This is a genomic window from Rhizobium sp. NPDC090275 (assembly GCF_044772225.1).
Classification (GTDB): Bacteria; Pseudomonadota; Alphaproteobacteria; order Rhizobiales; family Rhizobiaceae; genus Rhizobium.
In genome coordinates, this window is the sequence record NZ_JBIVYL010000003.1 from 132,316 (window position 1) to 152,558 (window position 20,243).

Annotated in this window: 20 protein-coding genes; 19 read left to right on the plus strand and 1 reads right to left on the minus strand. The window is 59.8% G+C overall.

The window, feature by feature from the left end:
* The first annotated feature begins 11 nt into the window (after positions 1-11).
* Together ACIQUB_RS08615 and fliP are read left to right on the plus strand one after the other, a co-directional pair.
* The gene (locus ACIQUB_RS08615; RefSeq protein ID WP_113235485.1) at positions 12-518 is read left to right on the plus strand and encodes a flagellar basal body-associated FliL family protein; all 507 of its coding nucleotides are present in this window, start codon (positions 12-14) and stop codon (positions 516-518) included.
* Entirely contained in the window at positions 515-1,252 is a 738-nt protein-coding gene (fliP, locus tag ACIQUB_RS08620) for a flagellar type III secretion system pore protein FliP (protein ID WP_113235486.1), read from the plus strand. Before ACIQUB_RS08615 ends, fliP begins: the two co-directional genes overlap by 4 nt.
* A 98-nt stretch (positions 1,253-1,350) precedes the next feature.
* Here the strand turns inward: fliP and ACIQUB_RS08625 are convergent, their stop codons facing one another.
* On the minus strand, positions 1,351-3,273 hold the full coding sequence (locus tag ACIQUB_RS08625; protein ID WP_113235541.1) for a glycosyl transferase: 1,923 nt from the start codon (positions 3,271-3,273) through the stop codon (positions 1,351-1,353).
* Positions 3,274-3,633: 360 nt separating this feature from the next.
* Between ACIQUB_RS08625 and ACIQUB_RS08630 the strand changes: the two genes are divergently transcribed.
* The 17 genes from ACIQUB_RS08630 to fliQ all read left to right on the plus strand — a co-directional run bounded on the left by ACIQUB_RS08630 (position 3,634) and on the right by fliQ (position 20,185).
* Entirely contained in the window at positions 3,634-4,521 is an 888-nt protein-coding gene (locus ACIQUB_RS08630) for a flagellin (RefSeq protein ID WP_113235487.1), read from the plus strand.
* 281 nt (positions 4,522-4,802) lie between these two features.
* The gene (locus ACIQUB_RS08635) at positions 4,803-5,693 is read left to right on the plus strand and encodes a flagellin (protein WP_113235488.1); all 891 of its coding nucleotides are present in this window, start codon (positions 4,803-4,805) and stop codon (positions 5,691-5,693) included.
* 260 nt (positions 5,694-5,953) lie between these two features.
* Positions 5,954-6,862 (plus strand): flagellin, encoded by a 909-nt coding sequence (locus tag ACIQUB_RS08640; protein WP_113235489.1) that lies wholly within the window; start codon positions 5,954-5,956, stop codon positions 6,860-6,862.
* A 289-nt stretch (positions 6,863-7,151) separates the two neighbouring features.
* The gene (locus ACIQUB_RS08645; RefSeq protein ID WP_113235490.1) at positions 7,152-8,117 is read left to right on the plus strand and encodes a flagellin; all 966 of its coding nucleotides are present in this window, start codon (positions 7,152-7,154) and stop codon (positions 8,115-8,117) included.
* A gap of 168 nt (positions 8,118-8,285) precedes the next feature.
* Positions 8,286-8,927 carry a hypothetical protein gene (locus tag ACIQUB_RS08650; RefSeq protein WP_113235491.1) on the plus strand — a complete coding sequence of 214 codons (642 nt, stop codon included), beginning with the start codon at positions 8,286-8,288 and terminating at the stop codon, positions 8,925-8,927.
* Entirely contained in the window at positions 8,924-10,183 is a 1,260-nt protein-coding gene (locus ACIQUB_RS08655) for a MotB family protein (protein WP_113235492.1), read from the plus strand. The genes ACIQUB_RS08650 and ACIQUB_RS08655 overlap by 4 nt, the downstream gene beginning before the upstream one ends.
* Before the next feature lie 3 nt (positions 10,184-10,186).
* On the plus strand, positions 10,187-11,683 hold the full coding sequence (motC, locus tag ACIQUB_RS08660; protein ID WP_113235493.1) for a chemotaxis protein MotC: 1,497 nt from the start codon (positions 10,187-10,189) through the stop codon (positions 11,681-11,683).
* Between the two features lies 1 nt (position 11,684).
* A complete protein-coding gene (locus tag ACIQUB_RS08665; protein WP_402929270.1) occupies positions 11,685-13,106 on the plus strand; it encodes a flagellar hook-length control protein FliK in 1,422 nt (473 codons plus the stop codon).
* The gene (locus tag ACIQUB_RS08670; RefSeq protein ID WP_113235495.1) at positions 13,027-13,611 is read left to right on the plus strand and encodes a lytic transglycosylase domain-containing protein; all 585 of its coding nucleotides are present in this window, start codon (positions 13,027-13,029) and stop codon (positions 13,609-13,611) included. The genes ACIQUB_RS08665 and ACIQUB_RS08670 overlap by 80 nt, the downstream gene beginning before the upstream one ends.
* Before the next feature lie 282 nt (positions 13,612-13,893).
* Positions 13,894-14,565, plus strand: a complete 672-nt coding sequence (gene rem / locus ACIQUB_RS08675) for a transcriptional activator Rem (protein ID WP_018898445.1) — start codon at positions 13,894-13,896, stop codon at positions 14,563-14,565.
* 128 nt (positions 14,566-14,693) lie between these two features.
* On the plus strand, positions 14,694-15,980 hold the full coding sequence (locus ACIQUB_RS08680; protein WP_113235496.1) for a flagellar hook protein FlgE: 1,287 nt from the start codon (positions 14,694-14,696) through the stop codon (positions 15,978-15,980).
* A 19-nt stretch (positions 15,981-15,999) separates the two neighbouring features.
* Positions 16,000-17,460 (plus strand): flagellar hook-associated protein FlgK, encoded by a 1,461-nt coding sequence (flgK, locus tag ACIQUB_RS08685; RefSeq protein ID WP_113235497.1) that lies wholly within the window; start codon positions 16,000-16,002, stop codon positions 17,458-17,460.
* Positions 17,461-17,464: 4 nt separating this feature from the next.
* Positions 17,465-18,586, plus strand: a complete 1,122-nt coding sequence (locus ACIQUB_RS08690) for a flagellar hook-associated family protein (RefSeq protein WP_113235498.1) — start codon at positions 17,465-17,467, stop codon at positions 18,584-18,586.
* A 41-nt stretch (positions 18,587-18,627) separates the two neighbouring features.
* On the plus strand, positions 18,628-18,975 hold the full coding sequence (gene flaF, locus ACIQUB_RS08695; protein ID WP_112429030.1) for a flagellar biosynthesis regulator FlaF: 348 nt from the start codon (positions 18,628-18,630) through the stop codon (positions 18,973-18,975).
* Entirely contained in the window at positions 18,972-19,421 is a 450-nt protein-coding gene (gene flbT / locus ACIQUB_RS08700) for a flagellar biosynthesis repressor FlbT (RefSeq protein ID WP_018898450.1), read from the plus strand. Before flaF ends, flbT begins: the two co-directional genes overlap by 4 nt.
* The gene (flgD, locus tag ACIQUB_RS08705) at positions 19,412-19,849 is read left to right on the plus strand and encodes a flagellar hook assembly protein FlgD (protein ID WP_113235499.1); all 438 of its coding nucleotides are present in this window, start codon (positions 19,412-19,414) and stop codon (positions 19,847-19,849) included. Before flbT ends, flgD begins: the two co-directional genes overlap by 10 nt.
* 69 nt (positions 19,850-19,918) lie before the next feature.
* On the plus strand, positions 19,919-20,185 hold the full coding sequence (fliQ, locus tag ACIQUB_RS08710; RefSeq protein ID WP_018898452.1) for a flagellar biosynthesis protein FliQ: 267 nt from the start codon (positions 19,919-19,921) through the stop codon (positions 20,183-20,185).
* Positions 20,186-20,243 lie beyond the last annotated feature (58 nt).

Sequence of the window (20,243 nt, forward strand, 5' to 3'; positions counted from 1 at the left end):
GGTCCGGCAAAATGGCAGACGCAGAAGGCACCGAGGGCCAGCCGAAGAAGAAGTCGGCGATGATGATGACGATCATCGGTCTCGCCGTCCTCACCCTCCTTGGCGGCGGCGGTGGCTGGGTTGTCGGCGGCATGATCGCGCCCAGCGTGAAATCCGCGCAGCAGGCCGAACAGCCTGCTGCTGCCGAACCCGCAAAGGCCGGCGAGACGGGGCTCCAGAAGATCTCGACGGAAGCTAATAACGTCGTTCAGCTCGAGCCTATCACCTCGAACCTCGCCTATCCCTCGGAGAACTGGGTGCGCCTCGAAGTGGCGCTGCTCTTCTCCGGCCCGCCGGATGTGAAGCTCGCCGAGGATATCCATCAGGATATCATGGCCTATATCCGGACCGTTTCGCTGCAGCAGATCGAGGGTCCGCGCGGCTTCGAATATCTTAGGGATGACATCCAGGAGCGTGTTGACCTTCGGGCGCAGGGACGCGTATCGAAAGTCATGTTCAGGACCTTCGTCATCGAATGATTCGATTCCTAGTGATCTTGGCTGCCATGATGGCGGTCCCGGAGCTGGCGCATGCGCAGCAGCTCCCGTCGAACCTGCTCAACCTGCCGGTGGACGGTTCGGTTGCGGCATGGATCATCCGCACCTTCGGCCTCTTGACCGTTCTGTCGGTCGCGCCCGGCATTCTGATCATGGTGACGAGCTTCCCCCGCTTCGTCATCGCCTTCTCCATCCTGCGCACCGGCCTCGGCCTCGCCTCCACTCCCTCGAACATGATCCTCTTGTCGCTGTCGCTGTTCATGACCTTCTACGTCATGCAACCGACCTTCGATCAGGCATGGCGGGATGGGGTTCAGCCGCTTCTGGCCAACCAGATCAACGAGCAACAGGCTGTCGAGCGTATCGCCGAGCCCTTCCGCACTTTCATGACACGCAACACCCGCGACAAGGATCTGGCGCTCTTCGTCGATCTTGCCCGTGAGCGCGGCCAGGCGGTCGATACCGGCGCAACGATCGATTATCGCGTGCTCGTTCCCGCCTTCATGATCTCGGAAATCCGGCGCGGCTTCGAAATCGGCTTCCTGGTCGTTCTTCCCTTCCTCGTCATCGACCTGATCGTCGCCACCATCACCATGGCCATGGGCATGATGATGCTGCCGCCGACATCGATCTCCCTGCCGTTCAAGATCCTGTTCTTCGTCCTGATCGACGGCTGGAACTTGCTGGTCGGCAGTTTGGTTCGCTCCTTCAACTGATACGCTGCACACGGACGACACCGTTCAACTCTTCAAAGCAAAAGGCCGGCGATCTGATCGCCGGCCTTTTGGTATTGCATGAGCCTTGAGTGGACTGCTCAGGCAGCGGTGATCGGGAACGGAGCAGTCCGCTCGGGAAGCGCCGGTACCGCCATGTGATCGGGAGACAGCCCCTGCTTGGCGCGCTCGACAGCCATCTCGTAGGCTGTTTCCAGATGCCGGCAGAAACGCTCGGCATCGAAGAGCGGCTTGAGCAGCCGGTTGGTCTCGATCGTCTGCTTGAAGCCGGCAACGCGATCCGGGTTGTTGTAGAGCTCGACGGCCGTGTCTTCGTAAGCCTTGACGTCGGCAGTCACCAGCTCCGGCAGTCCGAGCGCGTTGAGCAGGCTCTCGCTGACTCTCGATGCGAAGTTCGTGCCCTTGAGCGTCAGCACGGGCAGCCCGCCCCAGAGCTGTTCGGAGGTCGTCGTATGGCCGTTATAGGGCCATGTGTCGAGCGCCAGATCGGCCACCTGCTGGCGGTTGATATGGTCCTGATACTGGTCGCTGTGGCCAGCAAAGATGATCCGCTTGGCGGGGATACCCTGCTTCTTGAAGTAGTCCCGGAGATTGGCTTCGCTCGCTTTCGACACGGCCATGATCCAGAGTACGCTGTCGGGCGTCCGGCGCAGGATGTTGCACCAGACATCGACGGTCTCCGGGGTAAGCTTGCGAGATGCGTTGAAGGACGCGAAGACGAACTTGTCGAAAGGCAGGCCGTATTGCGCGCGGCTGACTGGCTGCGGCATCGGCCGACCGATCGGGTCGTTCGGCTGGTAGGTGTCCGGCAGATGCACGAATTTTTCGTGGTAGTAGGGCTTCGACGTCTCGGGAAGCACGAAGCGGTCGCCGATGACGTAGTCGAGGTCGGTGCCTTGCGTACTGCCGGGAAATCCGATCCACGACATCTGAACGGGCGCGCAGCCATGGTTTAGGATCTGGCAGCGCGTTTCGAATGTCGGCCCCTTGAGGTCGATGACAACATCGATACCGTCTGCCCGCATCCGTGCGGCGACTTCTTCGTTGGAAAGGTCGCGCACTTCGACGATGCGGCCCCAGCGGTTTCGGTCGAACGTGTTGCTTTCGAGGTTCTTGGCGTTGGTATGGCAGTAGAGCGTCACGTCGAAACGGTCGCGATCATGCAGCTCCAGCACCCGGCCGATAAGCTTCATCGTGGCATGCTGCTCGAAGAAGTCGCTTGAGAGATAGCCGACGCGGATCTTCTGTGACCACTGATGCGGAGCCGCGCGGCGTGCCGCGGCCTGGCCCGGCGCAAGAACGCCCAACGCTCCTGCCTGGATGTTGAACTCTTCGTTGCCGCACCATTGGAGATTGTAGAATTCGCCTTCGTAGCTCAGGAACTCGCGCTCACCCTTCGCGAGAAGCTTGTCGAGCAGAGGCTTGTGAAGCGTGATTGCATTCAGGTCGCTGATATGGCGGCTGAAGATCAGATAGAGCAGACGGAAGCGGAGGTGGTGCGGGAAGCGCTTGAAAAGGCTGCGGGCCAGAAATGCTTGCGCTTCGTCGGATGGATTGGTCCTCAACATGCGCACGGCAAGCAGGGTGTGCTCGATGTTGCTGCTCTCGGCCAGCACCTTCGAGAAGGGGCTCAGCAATTCGTCCTTGCCGCGTTTCAGGTAGATCGATGCGAGCACATAGGCGATTTCCGCATCCAGGCTACGGTTCATCATATGGCGAAGGCCAAGCCTGAGCGCTTCGTTTTCATTGCCGGCTTCGAAGTGGAGAAGGGCAGCCTTGCGAGAGAACTCGGCGCCGCTGTCTCCAGCCTTGTCGCCGGCGAGCGCATAGGCCAACGCCGCATCGCCCTTCATGCCGAGTTGCACCAGTGTTCGGCCCAGCAGGGCGTAGGTCTTCGCGTCCTGCTGCGTCTCCAGAAGCGTGTTCAGAGTTGCCAGCGACCGAACGTAGTTCCCGCTTTGGAAGTCTTTCGATGCTGCGGAAAACGAAACCACATGATTCACGGTCAACCCTCGTTCAGTTAGACGTCGAGCACCTCGCCACGCACCGCTTGACCGCGGACGCACGGGTGCCATTGCACCTGTTCATGGCAGGTGAAGCTTGCCCGAAGCAGGAAGTCAGGGCCCTGGATCGATTGTGTTAAACAGGCGAGAGCGGACTTAATATTCGATTAACCATTTGTATTTGTTCGAAAAACTAAAAATGCTCATTAATCAGTCTGCAAGGTTTTGCTGCGAAATTCATCCTCGACATGACGGGTTTGGTCCCAATGCAGAATGACCAAGTGGCATGAAGCCGAACCGTCATTGCCGGTAAGTAAGTCCGGTAATGTCCTCTATGGTATCGAATTTCGGGGACGTAATATGACCAGCATCAACACCAACAATTCCGCAATGGCAGCGCTTCAGACGCTCCGTAGCGTCAATAACAACCTTTCGGACACGCAGAACGCCGTTTCCTCGGGTCTCCGCGTCGGCAAGGCTTCTGACAACGCCGCTTACTGGTCGATTGCTACGACCATGAAGTCCGACAACGGCGCTCTGTCGGCCGTTTCCGACGCTCTCGGCATGGGCGCCGCCAAGGTTGACACGGCTTACACCGCCGTCGAAAGCTCGATTGACGTTGTATCCGAGATCAAGTCCAAGCTCGTTGCTGCCACTGAAGACGGCGTCGACAAGGGCAAGATCAACGATGAAATCCAGCAGCTCCAGAAGCAGCTGGAAAGCATTTCGGCATCGGCTTCGTTCAACGGCGAAAACTGGGTTTCCAGCTCCGGCACCGGCAAGACCATGTCCGTCGTTTCCTCGTTCATCCGCACGTCCACGGGCGTCAGCGTCAGCACGTCTGGCTACACGGCCGGCGCAAACGACCTGCTGTTCGCAGGCGGTTCGGGTATCCTCGACCGCGACGGCACCGGCACCAACACGTCTTCGCTCTCGAGCTTCACCATCAGCTCGACGACCACCAAGGGTGAGATCGACGGCCTGATCACCGACGCTGAAAACGCTCTGAAGGACATGACCTCGCTCGGCTCCAAGCTCGGCTCGCTGCAGAAGGGCATCGACCTCCAGACCGACTTCGTTTCCAAGCTCTCGGACTCGATCGACTCCGGCGTTGGCCGTCTCGTCGACGCCGACATGGAAGAAGAGTCCAGCAAGCTTTCGGCACTCCAGACCCAGCAGCAGCTGGCGATCCAGTCGCTGTCGATCGCAAACTCCTCTTCGCAGAACATCCTGTCGCTCTTCCGTTAATAGCGGCGAACGCAGAATATCTGAAATCTCGTGCGGCCGGGCGTTCCCCGGCCGCATTTTTTTTGGCCAGGGGACGTCTCGAGCTAAGTGCAAGTTATTTCTTAAATTTCTTCCCCGCGGATTTAGTCTTTCTTAACTATGTTGCGGTTTTATGGGCTCATCGAAACGGTGAGTTGATCAGCAAGAAGCGCGGTCAACAGGCATGAAGCTGTCCGCCGTTTCCGGTAAGAATCCGGAATGTCCCTTCGTATGAAAAATTGCCGAAAAAGGGGCTTTTTATAATGACCAGCATTCTCACGAACAACTCCGCAATGGCAGCGCTGCAGACGCTCCGTAGCGTCAACAGCAACCTCTCGGACACGCAGAGCGCTGTGTCGTCTGGTCTCCGCGTCGGCAAGGCTTCTGACAACGCCGCTTACTGGTCGATTGCTACGACCATGAAGTCCGACAACGGCGCTCTGTCGGCCGTTTCCGACGCTCTCGGCATGGGCGCCGCCAAGGTCGACACGGCTTACACCGCCGTTCAGAGCTCGATCGACGTCGTATCCGAGATCAAGGCCAAGCTCGTTGCCGCGACCGAAGACGGCGTCGACAAGAGCAAGATCAATGACGAAATCAAGCAGCTTCAGAAGCAGCTGGAAAGCATTTCGGCATCGGCTTCGTTCAACGGCGAAAACTGGGTTTCCAGCTCCGGCACCGGCAAGACCATGTCCGTCGTTTCCTCGTTCATCCGCGATGCCACCGGTGGCGTCAGCGTCAGCACGTCTGGCTACACGGCCGGCGCAAACGACCTGCTGTTCGCTGGCGGTTCGGGCATCCTCGACCGTGATGGCACGGGTACCATCACCGAATCGATGTCCACCTTCTCGATCACCACCACGAACACCAAGGGTGACATCGACGGCCTGATCACCGACGCTGAAAGCGCGCTGAAGGACATGACCTCGCTCGGCTCCAAGCTCGGCTCGCTGCAGAAGGGTATCGATCTGCAGACGGACTTCGTTTCTAAGCTCTCCGACTCGATCGACTCCGGCGTTGGCCGCCTCGTCGATGCGGACATGGAAGAAGAGTCCAGCAAGCTTTCGGCACTCCAGACCCAGCAGCAGCTCGCTGTTCAGTCGCTGTCGATCGCCAACTCCTCGTCGCAGAACATCCTCTCGCTGTTCCGCTAAAATCGCCGGCGCCAGGCGCCAGCGAAGGAATACGCCGCCGCTTCTGCGGGTGGTTTTCGAAAGTCGCGCTCTCCGGAGCGCGGCTTTTTTATTGCCGTTAACTTTTTGTTAACCAAACTCATGTCTTGTGGCCATCATTAAACGGTATGTTAACCAAGCTTAAGAAGCGGTTAGCAGGCATGAGGCTGATGAACCGTACCCGGCGGTGGACCGGGATGTCCCTTTTTTAAAATAGTTTGCCAACAAGGGGCGCTCTTTTCATGTCAAGCATTTTGACCAACGTCGCGGCGATGTCCGCACTTCAGACACTCCGTGGCATCAACACCAATCTTGAGACGACGCAGGGCAATGTGTCTTCGGGATATCGCGTCGCCGAAGCCAAGGACAATGCCGCCTACTGGTCGATCGCAACCACGATGCGTTCGGACAACAAGGCCCTCTCCGCCGTCTCCGACGCGCTCGGCCTGGGTGCCGCCAAGGTCGATACCGCCTATGCCGCCATGGATAATGCCATCAACATCGTCAGCGAAATCAAGGCCAAGGTTGTCGCGGCCACCGAAAACGGTGTCGACAAGACCAAGATCCAGGACGAGATCGGGCAGCTCCAGCAGCAACTGTTGAGCGTCGCGCAGTCCGCATCCTTCTCCGGTGAGAACTGGGTGGCTGGCAACGGCACGAAGAGCGTCGTGTCATCCTTCGTTCGCGGCGCGAATGGCGAGGTTTCTGTTCAGACGACTGATTACAATCTCGACGACAGCGCTAGTGGAAACGTGCTCTTCGGCATGCAGGCGACCGGCGAAATCGACACCACGACCGGCGTCATCGGTTCGGAATATGGCTCCTACGGCTCGATCTACAACATGGACATCTCGGACCTCAGCGTGGAGGATCTGAACACGACGCTTAGCAACGTCGAAACCGGTCTGAGCGCGCTTACCAAGGCCGCTTCGCAGCTGGGATCGATCTCCACCCGTATCGACCTCCAGGACAGCTTCGTTTCCAATCTCAGCGACTCGATCGATTCAGGCGTGGGCCGTCTCGTCGATGCCGACATGGAAGAGGAATCGAGCAAGCTCACGGCGCTCCAGACACAGCAGCAGCTAGCAATTCAGTCGCTGTCGATCGCCAATTCGAGCGCTCAGAACATCCTTACGCTGTTCCAGAACTAAGTTGGTCCAAAGGCGTCATCGACGCCGTGAAGACAAGCGTCAGAGCCTTGAAAGCCGTCTCGAAAGATGCGGCTTTCTCTTTGTTTTTGAAAAGAGAATCAAGGTTGCGCGAGGCTTGCGGGACCGTTTGTCGGCTACTTGCGCTGGCTGTGGGCCTTGGTTAACTTCACTTAAGAATTGATTTGTTTAGCGACGAGCCGATCGGAAAAAGTCCGGTTGGCGGCATGAAGCCACGCCTGTCGCTGCCGGCGGTCCGGTCTATCCTCTCCTCTACCATAGAGCTTCAAACATGACCTATCGAATCACCAGCTCCGCCCAGGTAAACGCTCTCGCCGCATTGCGGATCATCAACAAGGAAGCAGCGACGACCCAGCAGCAGGTATCATCGGGCATGCGCGTCGAAACGGCGGCGGATGACGCGACCTACTGGTCCTTTGCGAGCGTCTTGCGCTCCGATGGCAGCTCCATGACCAACATTCACGACGCGCTCGGCGTTGGTGCCTCCAAGGTCGACACGGCCTATACCGCGATGGACAGCCTCATCGATCAGCTGAGCAGCATCCGCTCTACACTTGTCAGCGCCAAGGAAGACGGCGTCGACAAGGAAAAGCTAAACACGACGATTGAGCAGCTCAAGCAGCAGATGCAGACGACGGTTCAGTCGACCAGCATCGCGGGTGAAAACTGGCTGTTCAACCAGGATACAACGCTGACCACTTCGCGTTCGGTCATCGGTGGCTTCACGCGGGCGCCGACGGGCGAGTATCAGCCGCAGAACATCAGCTTCCCGGCTGATCAGACCGTCATGATCGACACCAGCAACGCCAATCGCGGCCTGCTGACCAAGTCCGTCGATGCCAGCGCCTTGAACGACACCGGTTCGACCGCGCCGCGCAACTACTATCTGCTCAATGCCGGATCGGTCACTGGCGCCGACGGTGACGAGATCAAGCTCGACAACAATACGACGACCGAGCAGGTCGACGACATGATGGCTGTTGTCGACAAGCTTCTTTCGACGCTGACCACAACCGCGGCCGGCCTCGGCACGATGAGCGCCCGCATCAACGACCGCATCGACTACACGGCAAACATGGCCGACTTGATCGACAAGAACGTCGGTGCGCTTGTTGATACCGATATGGACGAGGCGTCCGTGCGCCAGACGGCATTGCAGACGCAGCAGAAGATGGGCGTGCAGGCGGTTTCGATCCTGAACACCGCTGCCAGCAAGGTTCTGCTCCTGCTGCAGTGATTTGCGAACCGCCGTCGTGCGCTATGCGGCGGCGCCCTTCATCTTCGCACAAGTTTGGCCTCCTAGGGTCAGGGACAACGGGCGTGGTGAAAAACCGCGCGAAAGATTTGTTTGGTGCAATGTGAGGCGCGGCATGTCGCAGGCTTCTGCTGATACGAGGTGGGTTGAGTGAGCGCGCTGCTGTCTCGTCTGAAAGACTTCGGCGAACCCGCCGTCGCCGCCCCATCAGTGGCCGATACGCCTCTTTCCGACGATTTCGGAGGCTTCGGCGGTTTTGACGACATCGCACCCGAACCGGTAGTCGATATCGAGGCGGAACGCCGCGATGCCAACGCCATGGGCGAGGCCAAGGCGACCGCCGAGCTCACGGAGAAATTCGAGGCTGAGGCGCAGACCGTTGCCCTTGTCCACCAGCGCGAAATCGAAGAGCTGCGTAACAGTTACGAGACCGAGATCGCCGAGTTGGTCGCATCGCGGATCAACGCAATCTCCACCGAGGTCGCGGATCTTGTGAGTGCAACAGTCGCCCGCACGCTGGCGCCTGTCCTGACCGAAGCGCTTGCCGAAAAAGCTGCCATCGAACTGGCCGCACAGCTTCGCGAAGCCGTTCTGGACGGCGAGATCGGCACGATCACCGTCAAAGGCCCGGAAAAGCTGTTCAATATCTTGAAGAACGAACTCGGCGAGAAGGCAGACCTGCTGCGGCATCACGAAAACGACGACATCGACCTGATCGCCGAGTTTGATGACTCGGTACTCGTAACCCGCATGTCTGCCTGGGCGGCGAGCGTCAAGAAAGTTCTGGAATGAGCGACAGCGAAAATCATCACCACGGCAAGAACGAGGTCATCATCATCAAGCGACATGGTGGTGGTGATCACGATGGCGCCCATGGTGGCGCCTGGAAAATCGCCTATGCCGACTTCATGACCGCGCTGATGGCGTTCTTCCTCGTCATGTGGCTGGTCAATGCTGCCAACGAGGAAACCAAGGCCTCCGTCGCCACCTATTTCAACCCGATCAAGCTCTCGGACGAAAAGCCGACCGAGAAGGGCTTGAAAAAGCCGGTCGACCAGGCTGACGGGCAGGAGAAGGCCGACAAGTCGAAGGAAAAAGAGGACCAGCCGAACCAGGGCGCGTCCGCTGCCAGCGGTGAGGATGAAACCTCGACGTCTGGCGACCAGAAGAACTATTCCGAAGCGGATTTCTTCGAAAACCCCTACTCGGTCCTTGCTGAGATCGCCCAGGAAGTGGGTCAGCAGGCCAATGTCAGCGCCAAGGGCGAGGGCGGTGCGGCTGATTCCGGCCCTGCGACCGGTGCCGATGGTGGTGAAGCCTATCGCGACCCGTTCGATCCGGATTTCTGGACGAAGCAGATCGAGGTGACGCGCGCCGACAAGACGCAAGCCGACGATCCGGCCAAGCAGGCGATCGAGCTCGCCAAGGCCGAAGACGCGAAGGCCGAGCAGGCGGCTGCAAAGCCGGCAGACCTTCAGAACCCTGAAGCGGCGGACAAGACCACCGACAAGACGAGTGACAAGACCGCTGACAAGGATGGCATAGCGCCTGACACGCAGACCCCTGAGCAAAAAGCGGTCGAGCAGCAGCAGGAAGCCAAGGATCTCCAGCAGCAGATCGCCCAGCAGATCGGCGGTATCGCCGGCAAGCTCGCCGAAGGCTTGACCGTCACCCCGGCGGAGGGCGGCCTCTTGGTCAGCATTTCCGACCAGAGCGACGATTCCATGTTCAACGTCGGCTCCGCCGTACCGCGCCGGGAAATGGTCCTCGCGATGCAGAAGATCGGCGAAGTGCTGAAGGAGAAGAATGGCGTCGTCGCCATTCGCGGCCATACCGACGGTCGCCAGTACAAGGGCGAGAACGAGAACTGGCGCCTTTCGATGGATCGCGCCCAGGCCGCCTATTACATGATGGTGCGCGGCGGGCTGGATGAGAAGCGCGTCTCGCAGGTCTCCGGCTTTGCCGACCGCAAGCTCAAGGACGCCGCCGATCCGTTCAACGCGTCCAACCGTCGTATCGAAATTCTTCTCCAGGCCGATCAGGGATAATCGATGAAGCGCCGGCAGCACAGGCATCTTCTGCCCCTCGCTTTCAGCCTTGCGCTGACGGCGACCGGCGTCGTGCGCGCGGAAGAAGCGGCAGCGCCCGCCGCCCATGCCGAGACGCCGGCCGGACACGCCCCGGCACCAGCCGAAACACCGGCGGTCGGGCATGCGGAAACATCCGCAGAGCCGCCGGCAGCGCATGCGGAGACGCCAGCACCCACCGAAGCGCAAGCATCGTCTGCCGGACACGGCGACGCGGCGGCGCCTGCCGAGGCGTTACCCATCGTCCCGACGACGGACGATAGCGGCGACACAGCCCCCTACAAGATGCTGCGCTCGCTGCAGTTCGTGCAGGATTCCGTCGTGCTCGGCGACCATTCCGCCAGCGAGATGCAGCGCTTCATGCTTGGCACGATCGACAAGCGCTTGCGCGCCGTCGACCCAGCCGTGTTCGATGACGACCGCAATGTCGATGCCGCATTGATCTACGCGATGAGCGGCGGCAATCCGCAAACGCTGGAATATCTTGTGGCGCGCGACGTCAACGGCTATTTCGACAACCGCGTGACTGACATCCTACGCAAATATCTGAGCGGCAAGGGCCTCCTTGTCGCCAAGACGCTGGTCGATACCGCGCAGGAATATAAGGACAAGAAGATCGGTCCCTATCTGGCGCTGGTCGGCGGCAATGTCACGATCGCCAAGAGCCCGGAAGAAGCGCTGAAGCTCTACGATCTCGCGCGCCTTAATGCGCCCGGCACGATCATCGAAGAAGCGGCTCTCCGCCGCTCGGTCGCGATCTGCGTCGACAAGGGGCTGGTCGACCAGGGGCTGCAATATTCGCAGCGCTATGTCCGTCGCTTCCTGCACTCGCCCTATGCCAGCCAGTTCGCCGATCTTTTCGTGAAGCTGCTCGTCGATCACGATCATGATGTGAAGCCGGATGATGTCATCGGCATCCTCTCTTTCATGGATGATGCGCGTCAGCGCGAAATCTATCTGCGCATTGCGCGTGCTGCCGCGATCGCGGGCAAGGGCGAACTCGCCCGCATGGCCGCCGGCCGCGCGCAGGCATTGTCTGGCGACAACAACAACGCCTTTGGCGCACTGGCCGATTTCTACGGCGGCATGGCCGCGATCCCGACGGACAAGATCGATACCGCCGCGCGCGATATCTCGACGATCGCCGACAAGGCGCTTTCCCCACGCGACCAGATCTTGCGAGCTGCTGCGCGCTCAGTGGCCGAGCAGGTGCTTCGACAACCAGACGCTGCAAGCCTGACGCAAGGCTCTGCTAATACACCAGATGGTCAAGAAGCCAGTTCTGAACAGGCGGCCGGGGGAGGATCGGCCGGAGAGGGGGCGGTTCCCGACGCCGCGCCGGCAGCCGGATCGCAGTCAGCTGATCCACAGAACGCCGACCCCGCATTCAGCTCATTTGTGACCTCGAGCCGCTCTCAGCTGGATGAGATCGACGGCCTTTTGAACAAAGAAAGCAATTGATATGATGGATATCAGCGTTCCGGCTGGAGCCGCGGATGCCGCCGCAGGCGCAAAGGCCGGCCGGCCGGCCGGCAAGGGTTCGGACACGGACAGCAGCGGTGGCTTCTCGGACGTCCTCAACAAGGCGAATGCCAATTCCGACCGCAACCCGGGCGCCAAGGCCGATGGCCAGCAGCCGGCCGGCACTGCCGATGGCGGCAATGGCGCCGTTGGCTCGGCACCGCACCGGCAGAACCCGAAGGCTGTGATCGATCTCGGCAACTCGGCCGCACTGGCGCAGGCGGAAGCCGATGCGACGACGGCCAATGCCGGCAAGGACGTTCAGAAGACGGGCCGCGTCGATATCAAGTCGCTGCGCAAGCAGATCGACGACACAAAGGTCGATGGTACGGCCGAAGACGTTGCCGACAAGATCGCCGCGCCGACATCCAAGGATGACAAGACAGGCAAGCCGGTCAAGACCGAGGCCAAGCCCGGAGCGGCCGACGACAGTGCTGTCTCGGACGTCCTGAGCATGCTCGGAAACGCGCCGGTCGATAGCGCATCGGTCGCCGCTGCGGCATTGTTCGGACAGCAGGCGCAGGACACCGCGCCTACCGACGCCAAGGACAAGTCTTCCGGCAAGCAGAAGTCCAAGGGTGACGCCGTCGCCGATGTTGCCAGCGCCTTGACCTCGGCCAGCGACGCCGCGTCCGACGTGGACATGCCTGGCGCGACCGCAGCCGGCGATACGGTTGGCCAGACCTTCCGGCTGACGCGCGCAGACAGCCGTGGCACATCCATGGACATGCATCTCGGCATCGAGAAGGATGCGGCTGACGTTGGCGGAAAGGCGAATGTCGAGACGGTCACGATCCTCGATTCCCGCCGCTATATCGGCCTCGCGCAGAACACCAATTCCGCGGCTGTCACGGCGGCGATCGCCGGCGACAAGGAGTGGGCGCACGCCATGCAGGCTTCGTCGTCCCTGTCGAACGCAGCTGAGCTCAGCAGCACCGGCAAGGTCGTCAACACGCTCAAGATCCAGATGAACCCGATCGATCTCGGCCTCGTCACCGCGACGCTCAGGCTGCAGGGTGATACGCTGAACGTCGATCTCAAGGTCGAGACCGCAGCCGCCTACAGGCAGCTCAGGGAAGACCACACGAAGATGCTGGAGTCTCTGCGCAGTCAGGGCTACGCCATCGACGGCGTGAGCGTCAGCATGGCGCCGGTCGCTAACACCGATACCAGCAGCCAGGCGAACGCGCAGAGCGGCTCGCAGCAGGGCTCCGCCCAGGGGCAGGGCGGCGAGGCGCGCGAGCGCCAAAATCAAACAGGCCAGCGCAGTGCAGGGGGCTTCAATGTTACAGGTGAGAGCGACGCTACGAGCGCTTCTTCTGGCTCCTCTGGCAGCGGCAGCGCTGGCGACGTATACCTCTGACGCGCGGGCGTCCGATGGCGCCTGCGAGCAGGAGATCCAGTCGGCCGCGCTGAAGTACGGTATCCCCGAGGGCATCCTCTATTCCGTCGGATTGACCGAAACGGGCCGCAAGGGTTCGCTCTACCCCTATGCGTTGAACATAGAGGGCAAGCCCTTCTTCCCACCCTCGGAGCGCGATGCGCTGAGGCAGGTGGATACGGCTCACAGGTCAGGCGCAAAGCTGATCGACGTCGGCTGCATGCAGATCAACCAGTTCTACCACGGGGAGAATTTTCGGTCGTTGGAGGAGATGTTCGACCCCCGTACCAATGTGGAATACGCGGCACGGTTCCTGAAGAACCTGCACGATCGCCACGAGACCTGGACCATGGCGGTCGCCCGCTACCACGCCGGCCCCAATAATGACCCCGCGCAGAAGCAATATGTCTGCCGCGTCATCGCCAATCTGGTCGCCACGGGCTATGGGAAATGGACTCCCAACGCGAGCAATTTTTGTCGTAGCTAACTCGCCCAAAGATAGCGAAAAAAGAACAAACCGGAAATGTGTCATAATATGGCAAGAATTCGGGCCAATGTGGCAAGGCAAGTCACAATTTAGGACACGTTAACTTTTCCACGAAACTTTTGTGTGCATAATTCTGCCTACCCACTAAATGTAGAGCAAATCGGGGGGCAATTCTTAATCAACTATTAATTTCTGCCAGTGAGTTCCTACAGCTTGTCCCAGAATCGTGCGATTCGTACCCATAGGTCATCGATGTGCCACAAGTGATTCGGAGGCGGACGAATGATCGTAGTGGTTGATGAGCGTGAGCTCGTGAAGGATGGCTACACTTCCCTTTTTGGTCGAGAAGGTATTCCTTCGACCGGTTTTGATCCCAACGAGTTTGGCGAGTGGGTGCAGACGGCTGCTGATTCAGATATCGCAGCGGTCGAGGCGTTTCTGATTGGCCAGGGCCAGCAGACGTTCGAGCTGCCGCGCGCCATTCGCGATCGGTCGATGGCGCCAGTCATCGCGGTCAGCGACCAGCCGTCGCTCGAAAACACCCTTGCACTTTTTGATTGCGGCGTTGACGACGTCGTTCGCAAGCCGGTTCACCCCCGCGAAATTCTTGCACGCGCAGCGGCCATCCGCCGCCGCCTCAAGGCGATTTCCACGCACACGGACATCGGCGCCATTCGCGTCTTCTCCGATGGCCGCGATCCCGAGATCCACGGCGAAGTCTTCGCACTGCCGCGCCGCGAGCGCCGCATCCTCGAATACTTGATCGCCAACCGCGGTCGCCGCGTCACCAAGACCCAGATCTTCAATGCCATCTACGGGATTTTCGACGAGGAAGTCGAAGAGAACGTCGTTGAAAGCCACATTTCCAAGCTTCGCAAAAAGCTGCGCAAGAAGCTCGGCGTCGACCCCGTCGATTCCAAGCGCTTCCTCGGCTACTGCATTGATTGGGAATAGTTTTTTTGGCGTCCTCGGTGGGCGCGGCTCTCTAGGCTTCGATCTTCTCCGATCACGCATTTGCCAGACAGCTTCACGCAAGGCCCACCGGATACTCTCAAGCCTACTAAGGGAATCGAGGTTTTCAGATGAGCATTTTCGGCAGCATGAAGACGGCGGTGTCCGGCATGAACGCGCAGGCGAACCGCCTCAGCACCGTGGCCGACAACATTGCGAACGTAAACACGACAGGCTACAAGTCGGTATCGACCGCCTTCTCGTCGCTTGTCCTGCCTTCGAGCTCGGGCAACTACAATTCGGGCGGCGTTCAGACGTCGGTTCGCCAGTCGGTTTCCGCGCAGGGCGATATCTCCTACACGACCTCGGGCTACGACCTCGCCATCTCCGGTGACGGCTTCTTCATCGTTCAGAGCCCGGATGGCGTTCCGGTCCTGACCCGCGCTGGCGACTTCACGAAGGATGACGAGGGCAATCTCGTCAACTCGGCCGGCTTCAAGCTGATGGGCTATTCCTACGATTCGGGTGCTCCGGCCGTCGTCGTCAACGGCTTCTCCGGACTGGTCCCGGTCAACGTCGCTCAATCAGGGCTGACGGCTATCGCCTCCACGGCCGGTACCTTCTCCGGCAACCTGAATTCGGGCGCCGAAGTAGCAACCGGAAACCTGCCGAGCAGCAACACTGCTCCCGTCACCAGCGACACGAAGCAGATTTCGATGGTCGGCTACGACAAGCTCGGCAACACCGTCCAGTACGATTTCTACTTCACCAAGACCGACGCTACCGTACCGCCGCCTGCAACGGGCGCAGCCAGCACCTGGGAAGTCTCGGTTTACCGCCACGCCGACGCGACAGTCGGTAGCACGACGTCCTTCCCGTATTCGACGGACGCCGTCGGCGGAGGTACGATGGAATTCGATGCGTCGGGCAACCTCGTTTCCGGCAACTCGCTTCTGATCGACGATCCGGTGACGACAGGCCAGATCCAGATGGATCTGTCCGGCTTCACACAGCTCGCTTCCGATTTCTCCGGCAAGGGTACGCCCAACGGTCAGGCTGCCAGCCCGGTCGATAGCGTATCGATCGGCAAGGACGGCACGGTTTCGGCGAAGTATGCCGACGGCACGTCGAAGGCGCTCTATCGCATTCCGCTGGCAACCGTTGCAAGCCCTGACAACATGACGCTCATGAGCGGCAACGTCTACAGCGCCAACGGCACCTCGGGCGTCACGGTCACCGGCTTCCCGCAGACCAACGGCTTCGGTTCCATCCAGTCGGGTGCGATCGAAAGCTCGAACGTCGACCTCGCCGGCGAACTGACTGAGATGATCGAATCGCAGCGCAGCTACACTGCCAACTCCAAGGTGTTCCAGACGGGGTCCGACATCATGGACGTTCTCGTCAACCTCAAGAGATAAGTAGGGTAACGGGTTAGCCATGTCGCTTACATCAGCACTGAACACCGCGCAGAGCATATTCAACAATACCGGCACGCAGAGCAGTGTCGTATCGAACAATATCTCGAACTCCAGCAACAGCGATTACGTTCGCCGTCAGGCGATGGTCACGACTTCGCTGAATGGTGCGCAGGTTGTGAAGATCAGCAGGGCGCAAGAAGACGCCCTGATGCGGCAGTGGCTGAAGGCAAGCGCCGGTGATAGCGCTCAGCAGACCTTGCTGAGCGGCCTCACCGACCTGAAATCGGTGCTCGGCGGCAACGACTACGAGACGTCGCCGGCCACCTATCTCTCGACCTTCCAGCAGAAGCTCCAGGCTTTCCGCACGTCGCCGAGCAGCGCGATTGCCGCGCAGAGTGCGGTCACGGCGGCGCAGGATGTCACCAACTCGTTGAATGACGCGACCAAGTCCGTCCAGCTTATCCGCCAGAACGCGGACAAGGAGATCGCGACCCAGGTCGACACGCTGAATACGCTGCTCGCGCAGTTCAAGACGGCCAACGACGCAGTAAAGGGCGCGACCGCCAGCGGTGGCAATCCTGCCGACGCGCTCGATGAGCGCGACAAGCTGCTGAAGCAGATTTCCTCGATCGTCGGCGTCAAGACCGCCGATCGCGCCAATGGCGATATGGCGCTCTACACCAACGACGGAACGGTTGTCTTCGACACCATTCCGCGCGCGGTCACCTTCGTTTCGCAGGATACCTATACGACGGGAACGAAAGGCAACGGCGTCTATATCGACGGCGTGGCGCTCTCAAGCGGGCAGGGGTCCACGACGACAGCTCAGGGCAGCCTTCAATCCCTGTTGCAGATCCGCGACGACGTCGCGCCCACCTTCCAGTCGCAGCTCGACGAGATCGCAAAGTCGCTGGTGACGATGTTCTCGGAAACCGATGGCACGACGACGGAGCCGGGCCTCTTCGTCTGGAAGACCTCGACGGGTCTCGACGGCGATACTCCGACCACGCCAGACGTCATCAACGGCATCGCCGGTACAATTACGGTAAACACAGCGGTAATCACCAGCCAGGGTGGCGATCCGATGAAGCTGCGCGACGGCTCCATCACCGGATTGACCAACCTCAACACGGAAGGCGCGAGCGGTTTCTCCGACAACCTCGACGACCTCTACACCGCGCTGGGCTCGGCACAGACGTTCTCTTCGGACGCCGGCATCTCCTCGAATGTCAGCATCATCAGCTATGCGCAGAATTCGGTCGGCTGGCTCGAACAGATGCGAAGCGACGCAACGACGGCATCGGAAAATACAACCGCTGCCCTCTCGCGCTCAACCGAGGCGTACTCAAATGAGACAGGCGTCAACCTTGACGAGGAACTGACACTGCTGCTTGATATTGAGCAGTCTTACAAGGCGGCGACCAAGATATTGAACGCCGTCAACGAGATGTACCAGTCGCTGCTGGACATTGCGAGGTAAGCCCATGAAAAGTTCATTTATTTCTAGTTCGGCTATTCAAAACGCGATGCGACTGACCATTCGTCAGTCGCAGACCCAGCTCGTGAAATCCTCGCTTGAGGCGACCACCGGCGTCTACGCCGATATCGGCGCCTCGCTGGGCTCTGGCGCAGCGAAGAGTGTCAATTTCAGCGCCGAAGTCACGCGCATCCAGGCGCTGAAGGGCAGCAACTCGGTTGTATCGGGCCGTCTCGAAGCCTCCCAGCTCGGCCTTACCAGCATGAAGACGGCGGGCGACGCGCTCGTCTCGAAGCTGACCGCGTTGCAGGGCAGCCAGGACAACACGAGCATCACCGTTGCGATGCAGTCGGCGGGCGATGCGCTGTCGTCGCTGATGGACACCGGCAACTCGATGCTCAACGGCGAATATCTCTTCTCCGGCATCAACACCGACATCCAGCCTCTGACCGACCAGACGGATGCTGCAACCGACGCGATCCAGAAGAATCTCGATGCCTGGGCAAGCAGCCTCGGCAAGACCAAGTCCGAGCTGACAGGCGACGAGATGGACACGTTCATCTCCAACTTCGTCGAGCCGATGTTCTCGCAAGATACGCTGAACGCGACCTCGACGCCGTTGCCGTTCCCGCCGGTTGGCGTCGGAACGCCCACGCCGCCGCTGGCCTACGTGACGCCGCCGGCATGGGCCGACTGGTCGAGCGCGTCCAACCAGAACATGACGAGCCGGATCAGCAACTCCGAGACCGTCACCTCGTCGACCAATTCGAACTCCGAGGGCATGCGCTACTTCGCGCTCGCGTCGATCACCGTTTCGGCGCTCGCCGGCACCGGCCTCAGTGGCGACGCATTGGCGATGACCACATCGAAGGCAATCGGCTACGCCGCGCAGGGCACGACCGGTATCGTCACGCAGGCGAGCCAGCTCGGTCTGTCGCAGGAGCGCGTCACGAAGGCCAACGACGCCCTCGATGCGCAGTCCAGCATCATTCAGAACAAGCTCGTCGACCTTCAGGGCGTCGATCAGTCGGAAGCGTCCACACTGGTCAACACCCTGCAGACGCAGCTCGAAACCGCATACACGATCGTTTCAAAAATTCAGCAGTTGAGCCTCGTGAACTACCTCTGATGATCAGCGGTAGAAGTACAAGTACAAAGAAGGATGCATGAATGTATCAGTTCTCTTACGCCGAGGTCATGCAAGACTCGGTGGCCGATGCAAAGGAGCGGGAACGTCAAGTTCTCGACCGGTCCATCGAGCTGCTCGCGATTGCACGGGACAAAGAGAAGTATGGCCGTGAGGCTATCGATGCATTGTTTTACACCCGACGCGTTTGGGTGAGCTTTATCGAAGACCTCAAGCATCCGGACAATCAGCTCGAAGTTCAGTTGCGCGCCAATCTGATCTCGATCGCTATTTGGATCTTGAAAGAAAGCGACCGGATCCGGAAACGGCAGTCGACCAACTTTCAAGGCATTATTGACGTTACCACCATCATCAGGGATGGACTTAAATGAAAAGCACGCTTCGTATCTCGCTAAAAGCCGGGGAAAAGATCTTCATCAACGGTGCGGTTTTGCGCGTCGATCGCAAGGTCGCGCTGGAATTCCTGAATGATGTAACGTTCCTTCTCGAAAACCACGTTCTCCAGCCGGAAGACGCGACCACGCCTCTGCGCCAGCTCTACTTCATCGCGCAGATGATCCTGATCAACCCGGAGGGCAAGGATCAGTCGACGGCGATGTTCCGCAAGTCGGTAACGATGCTGCTCACCTGCTTCAAGAACGAGGAAGTTCTGGCCGAGCTGAAGCGCATCGACGGTCTGGTTTCGACCGGCCGCGCCTTCGACGCCCTGAAGGCCATCCGCGGTCTCTACGTTATCGAAGACAACATTTTGAACAACCAGGAAATGCACCCTGCAATGGTTGAGCAGATTCGCAAGGAGATCGCACCATGGCGGTAGGCGCAACAGGTTCGGCAACGTCCACGTCGACGACAACAACGACATCGACGGCTCAGCAGAAGGCGACGCTGAACTACGACAACTTCCTGCAGCTCCTCATCGCCCAGATGAAGAACCAGGATCCGACGGAACCCGTCGACGCCAGCCAGCAGATGGCGCAGCTCGCGAGCTTCTCGCAGGTCGAGCAGACCATCCAGACCAACACCAAGCTGGACACGCTTCTGGCGAGCTCGAGCCTGACGCAGGCCAGCAGCTATGTCGGCAAGTACATGACCAGCGCCGATGGCACCGTCGCCGGCACCGTCGATTCCGTAAAAGTGTATTCCGACGGAATTATCGCGACGACCACCGACGGGAAGAGTATTCTTGTCCAGGCGGGAATCACCGTCGCGGATCAGGCACCGGCTTCGACCACGACCGGCAGCTGACCGACAAGAAACTGAACGACGGTCCGGCCGGGTTGCGGACGGACCGAAAGGCGATATGAGGTTGCCTGGATGAATGAAGCTGACGCACTCGATCTGTTCCAGGCGGCGATCTGGACGGTTCTCGTTTCCGCAGGACCAGCCGTGGCCGCGGCGATGATCGTCGGTCTCGTTATCGCGCTGTTCCAGGCGCTGACCCAGGTCCAGGAAGCAACGCTCACCTTCGTCCCGAAGATCGTCGCGGTTCTGGTGACGATCGGCATCTCCGCTCCCTTCGTAGGCTCGCAGATCTCGATCTTTACCAATCTCGTCTTCTCGCGCATCCAGTCCGGCTTCTGAGCCACCCTCGCGCAAGCTTCGCCATTTAACTGTCGATTCGAATTGGCGGGCATCATGC